The organism is Thioalkalivibrio sp. ALE10, from assembly GCF_000381385.1.
Taxonomy (GTDB): domain Bacteria; phylum Pseudomonadota; class Gammaproteobacteria; order Ectothiorhodospirales; family Ectothiorhodospiraceae; genus Thioalkalivibrio.
The window spans coordinates 395,007-408,911 of record NZ_KB906450.1; the positions used below are offsets into that span (position 1 = coordinate 395,007).

Annotated in this window: 15 protein-coding genes; 6 read left to right on the plus strand and 9 right to left on the minus strand. The window is 69.0% G+C overall.

Annotation, left to right across the window (positions count from 1 at the left end):
• Window positions 1–98 precede the first annotated feature (98 nt).
• Window positions 99–545, plus strand: coding sequence for a hypothetical protein (locus tag F788_RS0101925; protein WP_026332673.1), 447 nt, complete (start codon window positions 99–101; stop codon window positions 543–545).
• A gap of 62 nt (window positions 546–607) precedes the next feature.
• On the opposite strand, the gene rnd is transcribed toward F788_RS0101925, so the two are convergent.
• From rnd to F788_RS0101950, 5 genes are all read right to left on the minus strand, one after another.
• Window positions 608–1,768: a ribonuclease D gene (gene rnd, locus F788_RS0101930; RefSeq protein ID WP_019589102.1), complete on the minus strand. Its 1,161-nt coding sequence runs from the start codon at window positions 1,766–1,768 to the stop codon at window positions 608–610.
• Window positions 1,761–2,066, minus strand: coding sequence for a DUF1244 domain-containing protein (locus tag F788_RS0101935; RefSeq protein ID WP_018869795.1), 306 nt, complete (start codon window positions 2,064–2,066; stop codon window positions 1,761–1,763). The genes rnd and F788_RS0101935 overlap by 8 nt, the downstream gene beginning before the upstream one ends.
• Window positions 2,067–2,147: 81 nt before the next feature.
• The gene (gene mreD, locus F788_RS0101940) at window positions 2,148–2,639 is read right to left on the minus strand and encodes a rod shape-determining protein MreD (RefSeq protein ID WP_019569544.1); all 492 of its coding nucleotides are present in this window, start codon (window positions 2,637–2,639) and stop codon (window positions 2,148–2,150) included.
• A complete protein-coding gene (gene mreC, locus F788_RS0101945; protein ID WP_369772465.1) occupies window positions 2,636–3,499 on the minus strand; it encodes a rod shape-determining protein MreC in 864 nt (287 codons plus the stop codon). Before mreC ends, mreD begins: the two co-directional genes overlap by 4 nt.
• An 81-nt stretch (window positions 3,500–3,580) precedes the next feature.
• Entirely contained in the window at window positions 3,581–4,627 is a 1,047-nt protein-coding gene (locus F788_RS0101950; protein ID WP_018869798.1) for a rod shape-determining protein, read from the minus strand.
• A 153-nt stretch (window positions 4,628–4,780) separates the two neighbouring features.
• On the opposite strand from F788_RS0101950, the gene gatC reads away from it, so the two are divergent.
• The 4 genes from gatC (at window position 4,781) to hslO (ending at window position 8,972) form a co-directional block, all read left to right on the plus strand.
• Window positions 4,781–5,068: an Asp-tRNA(Asn)/Glu-tRNA(Gln) amidotransferase subunit GatC gene (gene gatC, locus F788_RS0101955; RefSeq protein WP_019569546.1), complete on the plus strand. Its 288-nt coding sequence runs from the start codon at window positions 4,781–4,783 to the stop codon at window positions 5,066–5,068.
• A 78-nt stretch (window positions 5,069–5,146) separates the two neighbouring features.
• Entirely contained in the window at window positions 5,147–6,601 is a 1,455-nt protein-coding gene (gatA, locus tag F788_RS0101960) for an Asp-tRNA(Asn)/Glu-tRNA(Gln) amidotransferase subunit GatA (protein WP_019569547.1), read from the plus strand.
• Between the two features lie 11 nt (window positions 6,602–6,612).
• Complete coding sequence (gene gatB / locus F788_RS0101965; RefSeq protein ID WP_019589104.1) at window positions 6,613–8,049, plus strand: Asp-tRNA(Asn)/Glu-tRNA(Gln) amidotransferase subunit GatB; 1,437 nt, start codon at window positions 6,613–6,615, stop codon at window positions 8,047–8,049.
• On the plus strand, window positions 8,046–8,972 hold the full coding sequence (gene hslO, locus F788_RS0101970) for an Hsp33 family molecular chaperone HslO (protein ID WP_019589105.1): 927 nt from the start codon (window positions 8,046–8,048) through the stop codon (window positions 8,970–8,972). Before gatB ends, hslO begins: the two co-directional genes overlap by 4 nt.
• A 167-nt stretch (window positions 8,973–9,139) precedes the next feature.
• Here the strand turns inward: hslO and F788_RS0101975 are convergent, their stop codons facing one another.
• Entirely contained in the window at window positions 9,140–9,886 is a 747-nt protein-coding gene (locus tag F788_RS0101975; RefSeq protein ID WP_018869803.1) for a molybdopterin-synthase adenylyltransferase MoeB, read from the minus strand.
• Between the two features lie 157 nt (window positions 9,887–10,043).
• Here F788_RS0101975 and F788_RS0101980 point away from each other — a divergent pair, with 157 nt between their 5' ends.
• On the plus strand, window positions 10,044–10,490 hold the full coding sequence (locus F788_RS0101980) for a hypothetical protein (RefSeq protein WP_018869804.1): 447 nt from the start codon (window positions 10,044–10,046) through the stop codon (window positions 10,488–10,490).
• A gap of 84 nt (window positions 10,491–10,574) precedes the next feature.
• On the opposite strand, the gene prmC is transcribed toward F788_RS0101980, so the two are convergent.
• Genes prmC through hemA form a run of 3 tightly spaced genes read right to left on the minus strand, consistent with a single transcriptional unit; the run spans window position 10,575 to window position 13,884 of the window.
• Window positions 10,575–11,441, minus strand: coding sequence for a peptide chain release factor N(5)-glutamine methyltransferase (gene prmC / locus F788_RS0101985; protein WP_019589106.1), 867 nt, complete (start codon window positions 11,439–11,441; stop codon window positions 10,575–10,577).
• Complete coding sequence (gene prfA, locus F788_RS0101990) at window positions 11,441–12,526, minus strand: peptide chain release factor 1 (RefSeq protein WP_019021481.1); 1,086 nt, start codon at window positions 12,524–12,526, stop codon at window positions 11,441–11,443. The genes prmC and prfA overlap by 1 nt, the downstream gene beginning before the upstream one ends.
• Entirely contained in the window at window positions 12,523–13,884 is a 1,362-nt protein-coding gene (gene hemA / locus F788_RS0101995; protein ID WP_019589107.1) for a glutamyl-tRNA reductase, read from the minus strand. Before hemA ends, prfA begins: the two co-directional genes overlap by 4 nt.
• Between the last annotated feature and the right edge of the window lie 21 nt (window positions 13,885–13,905).

The window sequence follows — 13,905 nt, forward strand, 5'->3', positions numbered from 1 at the left end:
AAAAGATGGATCGAACACAACATTTTGTGCCTGTGGCCCGCTCCGGTATGTAAGTCCTCCGGAGCGGGCAGATAACGAAACGAACAATGGAGAAAAGCATGACCGTGGATGACAAGAAGGCCTCCGAACTCTCGGCCGAGGAACTTTATGCCCTGGCGCGCGAACGCGAGCGCGAGGAAGAGGAACGCAAGGAAGCCGAGCGCAAGGAAAAGCGCGAAGCGCTGAGGGAAAAACGCCGCGAAATGGTGGCCCGGCACAAGGCGGAGCTGCGTGAGATCGACCGCCAGATTGAAGAACTGGGCGGACGCGTCGGCGGGCGCCGCAAGGCCGCGTCGGGGCGTGGCGGTCGCCGCGGTGGCAGCGGTTCCATCAGCCAGAAACTGTGCGACATCGTGGCCTCTCAGCCCGAAATGAGCGTGAAGGACATCAAGGCCGAGGCCGAGAAGGCCGGGCTGGATACCCGCAACATCAGCCAGACGCTGGCCTACCTCAAGCGTCAGGGTCGTCTGACGTCGCCGCGTCGCGGCGTTTACAAGGCCGCCTGAGAAAGGGGCGCGCGGGAGCGGGTGGTCCGCCCCTCCCGTCCCGCGGGAGAAAGCCGACGGCCTCATCCGGCCGTGGATTTCAGTTCGAGTCCGTTTGCGGGGTCGCGTGACAACGCGGTTTCGCCGTTCAGCCAGCGCTGGATCTCGGCACCCGCCACGTGATGGCGCCAGCCGCTGCCGAGGCGGCTGTCTTGCAGGCGTCCGCGCACCAGTTCCACAACATCCTTGCGCTGGGCGATGGCCGCGGGCGTGATCTCCTGCCGGCGGGCGAGTTCGCGCAGCAGGGCCATGGCCATGTCGGCGAGCACCTCGTCGGCCTCGGACAGCGGCTTCTGCTTCGGCAATGCCGGCCATTCCGACTGCGGACGTTCGCGTCCTGCCCGAATCGCCTCCAGCAGGCCCTTCACCCGATCGTCGTTCATGCCCGAGGGGAAACCGCGCAGTCCGCGCAGTTGCGCGCTCCCTGCGGGTGCCCGGCGGGCGATCTCCAGCAGCAGGTCATCGCTCAGGACCCACTTGCGCGGCCGGTCGCTGCTCTGCGCCGTGCGTTCGCGCCACGCGGCCACGCCCTGGAGTACGGAGAGTTCGCGCGGTTTCAGGCGCTTGTGTCCGGAGACCCGGCGCCAGGCCGCCTCGGGATCCGTGCGGTAGGCCTCGGGGTCGGCGAGGGCGTCCATCTCCGGCTGCAGCCATTCCAGGCGCCCGCTGCTCTCCAGTTCCGCGTGCATCTGCTGGTACAGGGCCGCGAGATAGCGCACATCGTCGGCGGCATATGCCAGCTGCTCCGAATCCAGCGGACGGCGCGACCAGTCGGTGCGGGTCTGGCTCTTGTCCAGTTCGTGGTCCAGCACCGCGCGGACCAGATTGGCATAGCCGACCTGATCGCCGTGACCGAGCATCGCCGCGGCAATCTGGGTGTCGAAGGCCGGTGCGGGTACGTCGCCGGTCTCGCGCAGCAGGATTTCCATGTCCTGCCAGGCGGAGTGAAAGACCTTGGTGACGGAACGGTCGTGCAGCAGCGGGGCCAGCCGTTTTACGTCCAGCGCCAGCGGGTCGATGCTGGCGATGTGCTCCGGGGTGGCCGCCTGGATCAGGCAGAGCTTCGGGTAGTAGGTCTTTTCGCGCAGGAACTCGGTGTCCAGCGCGATCCACGGGGCACCCCGGACGGCCTGCAGGAATGCCTGCAGCGCCTCCGGGGTATCGATCAGGCCGTGATCATGCATGGTCGTCGTCGGGGCGGTTCTGTGCGAATGCCTCCAGCTGCTCGTTGCTGGCCGGTTTCTGATACCGCTCCTTCCACTCGGCGTAGGGCATGCCGTAGACGATCTCGCGGGCGGCCTCGTAGTCAATGGACTCGCCGCGTTCCTCGGCGGCCGCGACATACCATTTGGACAGGCAGTTGCGGCAGAAACCGGCGAGGTTCATCAGATCGATGTTCTGCACGTCCTTGCGCTCGTCCAGATGCTGCAGCAGCCGCCGGAAAACCGCGGCCTCGATCTCGGTTTGCTTGTTCGGGTCCATGGGGCCTCCGAAGGGGTCACGACTGAATGGCCGGGAGAGTATGCCGCAGCCGGCCTTCCGGGTGCGATGGCCACGGGTGGATCAGGTCAGGTGCAGCAGCCAGCGCTTGCGCACGTCGCGCAGCAGCACGAAGATCAGCGGCCATATCAGAGCGCTGCTGAGCACGGGCGCCCAGTACCACGGGGTGCCCGGCGGCAGGCCGGCCAGGCCCTGCGGCCACAGGGCGGTGAGCTTATACAGGGCGATCAGGCCGGTGACCACGATCATCTGCTGCCACAACGGATAGACCCGCAGGCGTGAATGCAGCTGGATGGTGAGGTAGGCCACCAGGGCCATCGCAACGGCGTTCTGGCCCAGCAGCTGGCCCTGCAGGACATCGAGCAGCAGACCGGCGCCGAAAGCCGTGAACACCCCGACCCGCTGGGGGAAGGCCATGGCCCAGTAGATCAGGACCAGCGCTACCCATTCGGGTCGCAGCAGCGCGAGGCCCGCGGGCAGGGGCACGATCGCCAGCGCGAGGGCCGCCAGCAGGCTCAGCGGGATCGGCCAGGGAACGCCCGCGCCGCCACTCATGGCGCCGGCGCGGATTCGGTTTCGCTTTCGGCGGGCAGCGGCGTGGGGATCGCGTTGCGTTCGCGGTCCTGCATCCACAGCAGCAGCACCTCGCGCGAGCGGTCCAGCGCGGCCAGCGGTTCCGCCTCGATGGCGAGAAAGGGCTCGCCCGGCGGGCGTTCCACCGAGGTGACGCGCGCGACCGGGTAATCTGCAGGAAAACGACCGCCCAGCCCCGAGGTCAGCAGCAGGTCACCCTCCTCGATGTCTTCCTGTGGCGGGACGTGGCGCATGTGCAGGCGCTGAGGGTTGCCGGTGCCGACGACGATGCCGCGCAGGCCGGTGCGGGCGCTGAGCACCGGCAGGGCATGTCCGGGGTCGGAGATCAGCAGCGCCGTGGCGCTGGAGCGTTGCGCGGAGAGGATCTGCCCGACCACGCCGTCGGCGTCGATCACCGGCTGGCCGGCATACACCGCATCGCGCTGTCCCTTGTCGAGCACGATCTGCTGGCGGAAGGGATCCAGGTCCACCGCAAGGATCTGCGCGACCTGGACCTCCTCGTCGGCCTGACGGGCGGTGTTGAGCAGGGCGCGCAGGCGGTCGTTCTCCGCCTGCAATGCCTCGAAGCGCAGCTGGCGGGCGCGCAGCTCGCTGTTCTCGCGCCGCAGGATGCGGTTCTCCACCACCAGGTCCTCGCGGCTGGAGAACGATTCCAGCACCCTTGAGCCCGCGCGGATGGGCGCATCCACCGCGACCTGGATCGGGTAGGCCACGGTCGCGAGCACGCTGCGCACCGTCTGCAGTTCGTTCAGACGGTGGTCGAGCACCATCAGCGCGATCCCGGCCAGGACCACGACCAGCAGACGCAGCGTGGGCGAGATGCCCAGTCTGAACAGCGGCTTGCTTATAACCGAACCTCCGGAACGCGGGGCGACTCCCGGGGACGCGCCCGGGACCGGAGTTTACTCCATGGAGAGGAAGTCGACCCGCTTCTCGTCGAGCATTTCCAGAACCCGGCCGCCTCCGCGGGCGACGCAGGTGAGGGGATCATCGGCCACGACCACCGGGATGCCGGTTTCCTCCATCAGCAGACGGTCGATCTGCTGCAGCATCGCCCCGCCGCCGGTCAGCACGATACCGCGTTCGGCGACATCGGAACCCAGCTCGGGCGGGGTTTGTTCCAGTGCCGTGCGCACCGCGGAGACGATCCCGTACAGCGGATCCTGCAGGGCCTCGAGGATCTCGTTGGAGTTCAGGGTGAACGAGCGCGGCACGCCTTCGGACAGGTTGCGGCCCTTGACCTCGATCTCCAGCAGCTCCTTGCCCGGATAAGCCGAACCCACCGCATGCTTGATGCGTTCGGCCGTGGCCTCGCCGATCAGTACGCCGTAGTTGCGGCGCACGTAGGCCATGATGGCCTCGTCGAAGGTGTCGCCGCCGATGCGCACCGACTCGGAGTAGACGATGCCGTTCATCGACAGCACGGCCACCTCGGAGGTGCCGCCGCCGATGTCCAGCACCATGGAGCCGACCGCCTCGTCCAGCGGGATGCCGGCGCCGATCGCCGCGGCCACCGGTTCCTGCAGCAGGTAGACCTTGCGCGCCCCGGCGCCGAAGGCGGATTCGCGGATCGCGCGGCGCTCCACCTGAGTGGCGCCGCAGGGCACGCAGACCAGCACCCGCGGGCTGGGGCGGAAGATCCGCCGTTCGTGCACCTTCTTGATGAAGTACTGCAGCATCTTCTCGGTGGTGGTGAAGTCGGCGATCACGCCGTCCTTCATCGGCCGGATGGTCACCACGTGTTCCGGTGTGCGCCCGAGCATCTTCTTGGCCTCGATGCCGACGGCCTCGATGGAGCGTGGTCCCCCGGGGCCCCGGTCCTGACGAATGGCCACGACGGAGGGTTCGTTGAGCACGATGCCCTGGCCGCGCATGTAGATCAGCGTATTGGCCGTGCCGAGGTCGATGGAGATGTCGTTGGAGAACAGCCCCAGGAGGCGTTTGAGCATGGGGAACGAACCTGCTTGCATGGTCGGCGGGAAAGCCACGGACTCTAGCAACCGCCCCGGGTTTGGGCAAGGTCGGGGTTGTGGTAAGTTTGCGCTCCGTCTCAGCGTATCCCTGAGTGTTCCGTTATCGCCCGCAGCGAGGGTCCGCAAGCCATGTCCGTAGACACCGAACACGTCCAGCGCATCGCCGAGCTTTCGCGTCTGGCGATGGATGACGACCAGGCCCGCGAGTTTGCCGGCGGGCTGAGTGACATCTTCGACTTCGTCGAGCAGCTCGACGGCGCCGACATCGAGGGGGTGGAGCCGATGGCCCATCCGATGGACGCGGCCCAGCGCCTGCGCCCGGACGCGGTCACCGAGCCCGACCGGCGCGACGCCTACCAGGCCATTGCCCCGGCGGTGGAAGGGGGGCTCTACCTGGTGCCGCGCGTCATTGAATGACGCGTCATCCGCCGAATCGCCTGCGGCGCGCCCTGTGCGCCGCTTTCAGCCACGCTTGAAGGAAAGAGTCCCGAGTCCATGACCCAGGAAACCCTCTCCGACTGGGTACGCAAGCTGCGCGCCCGAGAGATCAGCTCGCGCGAGCTCACCCGCCTGTACCTGGACCGCATCGAGCGTCTGGATGCGGATCTCAACAGCTTCGTCACCGTAACCGCCGAGTCCGCGCTGGAGCAGGCGGACGCCGCCGATGCGCGTCTGGCGCAGGGCGAGGAGGCCCCGCTGCTGGGCGTGCCGGTAGCGCAGAAGGACATCTTCTGCACCCGCGGCGTGCGCACCGCCTGTGGCTCGCGCATGCTGGACCCGTTCGTCTCGCCCTACGACGCCACGGTGGTCGAGCGCATGCACGCCGCCGGCGCGGTGATGCTGGGCAAGACCAACATGGACGAGTTCGCCATGGGTTCGTCCAACGAAACCAGTTTCTACGGTCCGGTGCACAACCCCTGGGACACCGCGCGGGTCCCGGGCGGCTCCTCGGGCGGTTCCGCGGCCGCGGTGGGCGCGCGTCTGGTGCCCGGCGCGACCGGTACCGACACCGGCGGTTCCATCCGCCAGCCGGCCGCGTTCTGCGGCATCACCGGGCTCAAGCCGACCTACGGCCGGGTCTCGCGCTACGGCATGATTGCCTTCGCCTCCAGCCTGGATCAGGGCGGGCCGATGGCGGCCTCGGCCGAGGACTGCGGGCACATGCTCAATGCCATGGCCGGGTTCGACGAGCGCGACTCGACCAGCCTCGAACGCCCGGCCGAGGACTTCACCGCAGCGCTGGACGCCGACCTCACCGGGCTGCGCATCGGTCTGCCGCAGGAGTTCTTCGGCGAAGGCCTGGATGACGGCATCCGCGCCGTACTGGACGAGGCGATCCGGGTGCTGCGCGAACGTGGCGCCGAGATCCGCGAGGTCAGCCTGCCCAACAGCCACCTGTCGGTGCCGGCCTACTACGTGGTGGCCCCGGCCGAGGCCTCGTCCAACCTGTCGCGCTTCGACGGCGTGCGCTACGGCTATCGCTGCGAGGATCCGCAGGACCTGCTGGACCTGTACACGCGTTCGCGCGGCGAGGGCTTCGGCGCGGAGGTGAAGCGGCGCATCATGGTGGGTACCCATGTGCTGTCCGCCGGCTACTACGACGCCTACTATCTCAAGGCGCAGAAGGTCCGCCGGGTGATCGCCGACGACTTCCGCCGGGTGTTCGCCGACGTCGATCTGCTGCTGGGCCCGACCACGCCGGAACTGCCGTTCGAGCTGGGAGCCAAGAGCGCCGACCCGGTCAAGATGTACCTCTCGGATATCTACACCATCGCCGCCAATCTGGCGGGGCTGCCGGCGATGTCGCTGCCGGCGGGCGAGGTGCAGGGGCTACCGGTCGGGCTGCAGCTGATCGGCAACTATTTCGACGAGGCGCGCATGATCGGCGTCGCACACCAGTTTCAGCAGGAGACCGACTGGCACGCCCGCGTGCCGTCGGCCTTTGCCTGAGGGGTCGCAGCATGGAATGGGAAACCGTCATCGGGCTGGAGATTCACGCCCAGCTCAATACCGTCTCCAAGATCTTTTCCGGGGCGCCCACCGCCTACGGCGCCGAGCCCAACCGTCAGGCCTGCCCGGTGGACCTGGGCATGCCCGGCGTGCTGCCGGTGCTCAACCGCGGGGTGGTCGAGCGCGCGGTGATGCTGGGCCTGGCGATCGACGCCGAGGTGGCCGGCCGCTCGGTCTTCGCGCGCAAGAACTACTTCTACCCGGACCTGCCCAAGGGCTACCAGATCTCGCAGTTCGAGCTGCCGATCGTAGCCAGCGGGCATCTGGACATCGAGCTGGAGGACGGCACCACCAAGCGCGTCGGCGTGACCCGTGCGCACCTCGAGGAAGACGCCGGCAAGAGCCTGCACGAAGGCTTCGAGGCGATGACCGGCATCGATCTCAACCGCGCCGGCACCCCGCTGGTGGAGATCGTCTCCGAGCCGGACCTGCGTTCGGCGAAGGAGGCGGTCGCCTACATGAAGAAGCTGCACTCGCTGGTGCGCTACCTCGACATCTGTGACGGCAACATGCAGGAGGGCAGTTTCCGCTGCGACGCCAACGTCTCCGTTCGCCCGAAGGGGCAGGCGGAGTTCGGTACCCGCGCGGAGCTGAAGAACCTCAACTCCTTCCGCTTCGTCGAGCGTGCGATCAACTTCGAGATCGAACGCCAGATCGACGTGATCGAGGGTGGCGGCCGCGTGGTGCAGGAGACCCGGCTGTACGATCCGGACCGCGACGAGACGCGTTCGATGCGGACCAAGGAAGAGGCCAACGACTACCGCTACTTCCCCGATCCGGACCTGCTGCCGGTGGAGGTCGATCAGGGCTTCATCGAGGAGATCCGCGGTCGCCTGCCGGAGCTGCCCGACGCCAAGCGCGAGCGTTTCGTGCGCGAGTACGAACTGCCGGAATACGATGCCGGCGTGCTCACCGCGAACCGTGAGATGGGGGATTTCTACGAAGCGGTGGTGCGGGGCTGCAATGCGCCCAAGCTGGCCGCCAACTGGGTGATGGGCGAGTTCTCCGCCGCGCTCAACCGCTCCGAGGTGGAGCTCGCCGAGGCCCCGGTGGATGCCGGGGCGCTGGCCGGGCTGCTGGCGCGCATCCAGGACGAGACCATCTCCGGCAAGATCGCCAAGGAGGTGTTCGAGGCGATGTGGAACGGCGAGGGCGATGCCGACAGCGTGATCGAGGCCAAGGGGCTCAAGCAGATCACCGACACCGGCGCGATCGACGCCATCATCGACGAGGTGATCGCGAACAACCCGAAGCAGCTCGAGCAGTACAAGGGCGGCAAGGACAAGCTGTTCGGGTTCTTCGTCGGCCAGGTGATGAAGGCCACCCAGGGCAAGGCCAACCCCGCCCAGGTGAACGAGCGGCTGAAGGAACGCCTGGATCAGGCATGAGTGATGCGGGCATGGGCGCGGCATCCGCGCGCGAAGCCGATACCCTGCACCGCTTCATGCTGGAAAACACCGGGGTGCGCGGCGAATGGGTGCACCTCGACCGGGCATGGCAGGCGGTGCTGGAGCGCCACCCCTACCCGCCGGTGGTGCGCGACCTGCTGGGGCAGGCCTGCGCCGCGGTCACCCTGGTCGCCGCCACGCTCAAGTTCAAGGGCTCGCTGATCCTGCAGGTCACGGGGTCCGGGCCGCTGCACATGCTGGTGGCACAGGCCGACGGGCAGGGCCATCTGCGCGGCGTGGCCCGTTATCACGAGACCCCGCCGGAGGACGGCTCGCTGGATGCGATCCTGGGCGAGGACGCGCGGGTGATGATGACCCTGGACCCCGGGGACGGCGGCGAGCGCTATCAGGGCGTGGTGGAGCTGCGCGGGCAGACCCTGGCCGACGCCCTGGACGGGTATTTCGAGCAGTCCGAGCAGCTCCCCACGCGGGTGTGGCTGGCCGCCGATGGCCAGCGCGCCGCGGGCATGCTGCTGCAGGGGCTGCCGGATGACAGCGGGCAGCCGCTGTCGCGCGACAGCGAGGACTGGAACCGCGCGACCACCCTGGCCGAAACCACCACGGCGGCCGAACTGCTGCAGCTGGACGCCGGCTCGCTGCTGGGGCGGCTGTTCGCCGAGGAGCGCGTGCGCCTGTTCGACGGCTCCACGGTGGAATTCCACTGCCACTGTTCGCGCGAGCGCGTGGCCACCACCCTGCAGAACCTCGGGGTGGACGAGATCCGTTCGATCCTGGCCGAGCAGGGCCGCATCGAGGTCACCTGCGAGTTCTGCAACGCGCAGTACGTCTTCGATGCGGTGGATGCCGAGGCCCTGTGCCGTGCGGACAGCGCGCAGCCGCCGGGGCCCGACACCTCGCAATAGGGCCGCATCGGCCGGTCGGTCGACGCCCTGCGAACAGGGGGGCGCCCCGTGCCCCGCAGGAGGCCAGCCCCCTGGCCGATCGGGTAAACCCCCTGTGGGAGGCCGGCCCTCCGGCCGATCGGGCGTCCGGGCTGTCTCCGGCGCCGAATCGGCCAGGGGCTGGCCTCCTACGGGGGATCCCCGCAGACCGGGCAGGCCGGGTCGCGCTGCAGGCCGATCTCGCGGAACTGCATGTGCAGGCCGTCGATCAGCAGCAGGCGGCCCGCCAGGGTCGGCAGGCCGGCCAGCAGCTTGAGGGCCTCGGTCGCCTGCAGGCTCCCGACCACCCCCGGCAGGCTCGCCAGCACCCCGCTGGTCGCGCAGGTGTCCTCGTCCGCCCCTTCGTCGCCGTACAGGCAGTGGTAGCAGGCCGCCTGCGGGTCGCGGAAATCGAAGGTGGTGAGCTGGCCCTCGAAGCGGATCACCGCGCCGGAGACCAGCGGCGTGCCGGCGGCCACCGCCGCGCGGTTGATCGCGCCACGCGCGGCGAAATGGTCGGTGCCGTCCAGCACCACGTCGGCCCCGGCGAACAGCGCGCGCATCGCGTCCGCGTCCAGCCGTTCGGCGCGGGTCTCCACCCGGCAGGCGCTGTTCAGCGCCGCGAGGCGCTGCGCGCCGGAGGCAACCTTGTCCGCGCCCACGTCGGCCTCGCCGTGCAGGATCTGGCGCTGCAGGTTGCTGGCCTCGACGTGATCCGGGTCCACCAGGGTCAGCCGGCCGACCCCGGCCGCGGCCAGATAGGCCGCTACCGGCGAACCCAGCCCGCCCACGCCCATCACCACCGCATGCGCCCGGCGCAGGCTTTCCTGGCCCTCGACCCCGATGCCGGGCAGCATGATCTGGCGTGCGTAGCGCAGGAGCTCGTCGTCATTCATGGGTGGATTGTAACTCCGTCACATGGCCGCGCGGGCAGCGTGCCGGAACTGCGGGGGACTTCACGCAACGCGGCAGGCGGTTCAAGGGGGGTTCAGTCGGGAGGGCTAGTCTGGTTCCCGGCAATCCGGCCAGAAGAGAAAGGGAAGGAGGCGTCCCATGAACCCTGAACAAAAATCCATCCTGCAGCGTCTGACCGCCGTGGTCGTGCCCGCCGCACTGCTCGCCTTTGTGGTCGTGGCACCGGCCCAGGCCGCGACACCGGTCAAGGGGGCATCCGGCGGGGCCACGCTGCAGTTCTCGGTCGAGGGCCTGCAGGAGGTCCGCCATGATCGGCGCTCGGGCAAACGCGGTTACAAGCACAAGCGCGGGCATCCCGGGAGTCGTGGCCACAAGCACAAGCGCGGGCATCCGGGTGCGCGCGGCCACAAGCATTCCCGGCGCGGTCATTCGCGCGGGCGTGGACCCGGCCACCGCGGCGCGGAACGGCACTACCATCATCACTACTACGGTCGTTCGCACCGTTCGGGGCCGCGGGAGCATCGTGACCGGCGTTCCTCCGGCAGCATCCACCTCAAGCTGCCACTGCCGCTGCCGCGTCCGTGATGTGGCGTCGGGCCGCTCGCCGGTCCGGAGCATGGCACGCAGGGCCCCCGGTGCATGCGCCGGGGGCCTCGGCATGTCTGTCAGTCAGCGCCGGGCCCGCAGGCGTGCCCCGGTCACGCGGGGATGACCGGCGGTGTCCGGCCAGGTCGTGATGTCCGTCCACGGCCCGATCTCCAGTCGTGCCCGTACCGCCAGCTCCTGGTCGAATCCGTGTTCCAGCAGCAGCCAGCCGTCGTCCGTCAGGTGATCGGGTGCGGTGGCGATCAGTTGATGCAGGTCCGCCAGTCCCGCTTCCGCGGCGACCAGCGCACCGCGGGGTTCGAAGCGCAGGTCGCCGCGTTGCAGATGCGGGTCGTCGGGGGCGATGTACGGCGGATTGGAGACGATCAGGTCGAAACGCGCGGCCGGCGCCAGCGGTTGCAGCCAGGCCCCGGCGAAGAAGCGGACGTCCAGATCCAGTTCGCGGGCGTTGGCGCGGGCGTGGGTTAGGGCGTCGAGGCTGGTGTCGCTGGCGAAGCCGTCGATCGCCGGCCGTTCGGCCTTGAGCGCAAGGATGATGGCCCCGGAGCCGGTGCCCGCGTCCAGCACCCGGGGGTGTTCTCCCGGCGCCGCATCGATGACCCCCAGCGCGGCCTCGACCAGCACCTCGGTCTCGGGGCGCGGGATCAGGCAGGCCGGGGAGACCCCCAGATCCAGGGTCCAGAAGCCGCGCCGGCCGAGGATGTGGGCGATCGGTTCGCCCTGCAGGCGGCGCCGGCACAACGCCTCGGCCGCGGCTGCCTGCGTGGGGCCGGGGGCATCGCCGCCGCGCGCGATGAGTTGCGCGGTGCTCAGGCCGGTGGCCATGCCGAGCAGCAGGCGTGCCTCCAGGCCGGCGGCCTCCACGCCGGCCTCCTGCAGCCGGTTGCGCAGGCTGGCCAGCAGGGCGTCCAGCGTGGCCGGGTGGTCCATCAGGCGTCGGCGAGGGAGGCGAGCTGTTCCGCCTGGTGCTCGTGGATCAGCGGGTCGATCACCGGGTCGAGGTCGCCGGCCATCACCTGCTCCAGCTTGTACAGCGTCAGATTAATGCGGTGGTCGGTGACCCGCCCCTGGGGGAAGTTGTAGGTGCGGATCCGTTCCGAGCGGTCGCCGCTGCCCACCAGACCCTTGCGCTCGGCGCTCTGGGCCTCGGCCTGCGCGGCGCGTTCGTCCTCGTACAGCCGCGCGGCGAGGAAGTTCATCGCGCGGGCGCGGTTCTTGTGCTGGGAGCGCTCTTCCTGGCATTCGACCACGATGCCGGTGGGCAGGTGGGTCAGGCGCACGGCGGAATCCGTCTTGTTCACGTGCTGGCCGCCGGCACCGGAGGAGCGGAAAGTGTCCACGCGCAGGTCGGCCGGGTTGATCTCCGGCATCTCGACCTCCTCCAGTTCCGGGAGGATCGCGACCGTGGCCGCCGAGGTGTGGATGCGGCCCTGGGATTCGGTCTCGGGTACGCGCTGCACGCGGTGGGCGCCGGATTCGAACTTCAGCCGCGAATAGGCCCCCTGGCCGGCGAGGCGGGCGATCACCTCGCGGTAGCCGCCGTGTTCGCCCTCGCTGGCCGACAGGATCTCCAGCTGCCAGTGGCGCTGTTCCGCGTAGCGGCTGTACATGCGCAGCAGATCGCCGGCGAACAGTGCGGCCTCGTCACCGCCGGTGCCGGCGCGGATCTCGAGGAACACGTTGGCGTCGTCGTGCGGATCCTTCGGGATCAGGTGGCGGTAGAGTTCGGCCTCCAGTTCCTCGTTGCGTGCACTGAGGGTCTCGATCTCGCCCTCGGCCATCGTGCGCAGTTCGGGGTCGTCGTCCTCGAGCATCGCGCGCGCTTCCTCCAGCGCGGCGCGGTTTTCGTTCCATGCCTTCCACGCCTCGGCCACCGGTTCCAGCTGGCTGTATTCCTGCGACAGCCGGCGCAGCTGCTCGGGGTCCTCGGCGGCATCGGGCGTGGCGAGCAGGCCGGCGATCTCGGCGTGGCGTTCGGCCAGGCCCTCCAGTTTGGCGCGAAAGGAATCCTTCACGCGTCGTCCCTGGTGTCGTCGGGTTCCGCGCCGTGGTCATGCCCCGGGGCATGACCGTGCTCAGGCCCTTGATCACGCCCGCGGTCATGTCCGGGGTCGTCCTCGCGTTCGGGCAGCTGGAACAGCTGATGCGCGGCCTCCAGCAGGCGGGCGTCGCCCTCGTGGGCCGCAGTGTTGAGACTCTTGCAGGGGTGGTGCATCAGCTTGTTGGTGAGGGTGTGCGCCAGCCAGGGCAGGACCTCGTCGGGCGAGCGCCCGGCGCGGATCATCGCCAGGGCGCGCTCCACGGTCTCGTCCTTCACCGTCTCCGCGCGTTCGCGCAGCTGACGGATGCTGTCGATGGAGTCGCGCGCGCGCAGCCAGCGCATGAACTCGCCGGCGCGCTGGTTGATGATCTCCTCGGCCTGTTCCGCGGCGGCCTGACGCGAGGCCATGTTGTCGTCGATCACTTCCTGGAGGTCGTCCACCGTGTACAGGTAGATGTCCTCCAGCTGGCCGACTTCGGGTTCGATGTCCCTCGGGACCGCGATGTCGACCATGAACATCGGCTTGCGGCGGCGCTTGCGCAGCGCACGCTCCACTGCCCCCTTGCCGAGGATCGGTACCGGCGCGGCGGTGGAGGAGATCACGATGTCGGCCTCCGGCAGGCGTTCGCCCAGATGGTCCAGGCCGATGGGCTCGCCGTCGAAGCGTTCGGCCACGCTGCGCGCGCGTTCCTCGGTCCGGTTGGCCACGATCACCCGGCCGATACCGAGGCCCCGCAGGTGCTGCAGGGCCAGTTCGATGGTCTCGCCGGCGCCCACCACCATCGCGGTCAGTGGCTTGAGGTCGCCGAAGATCTGCCGCCCCAGGGACACCGCGGCGAAGGCCACCGAGACCGCGCTCTGGCCGATCGCGGTCTCGGTGCGCACGTCCTTGGCGGTGGCGAAGGCGTGCTGGAACAGCCGCTCCAGCGACAGTCCGAGGGTGCCGGCGTCATGGGCGTACTGGTAGGCGGTCTTCATCTGGCCGAGGATCTGCGGTTCGCCCAGCACCATCGAATCCAGACCACTGGCGACCCGCAGGGTATGGCGTACCGCCGAGCCGTCGTGGTGCAGGTAGAGATAGGGCCGCAGTTCGGCGCGGTCGATCCCGTGGTAGCCGCCCAGCCAGTCCACCACTCGGTGTTCGCTGTCTTCCCCGCTCTCGCGGAAATAGACCTCGGTGCGGTTGCAGGTGGAGAGGATCGCACTCTCCGGCAGCCGCACGCCGGAGCGCAGCGAATGCAGCGCATCGTCCAGTTCGTGCTGGCTGACCGACAGCCGCTCGCGGATCTCGACCGGCGCCGTCTTGTGATTGATTCCGAGTGCGAAGAGCATAACCTGCGTATTGTGCCGCAA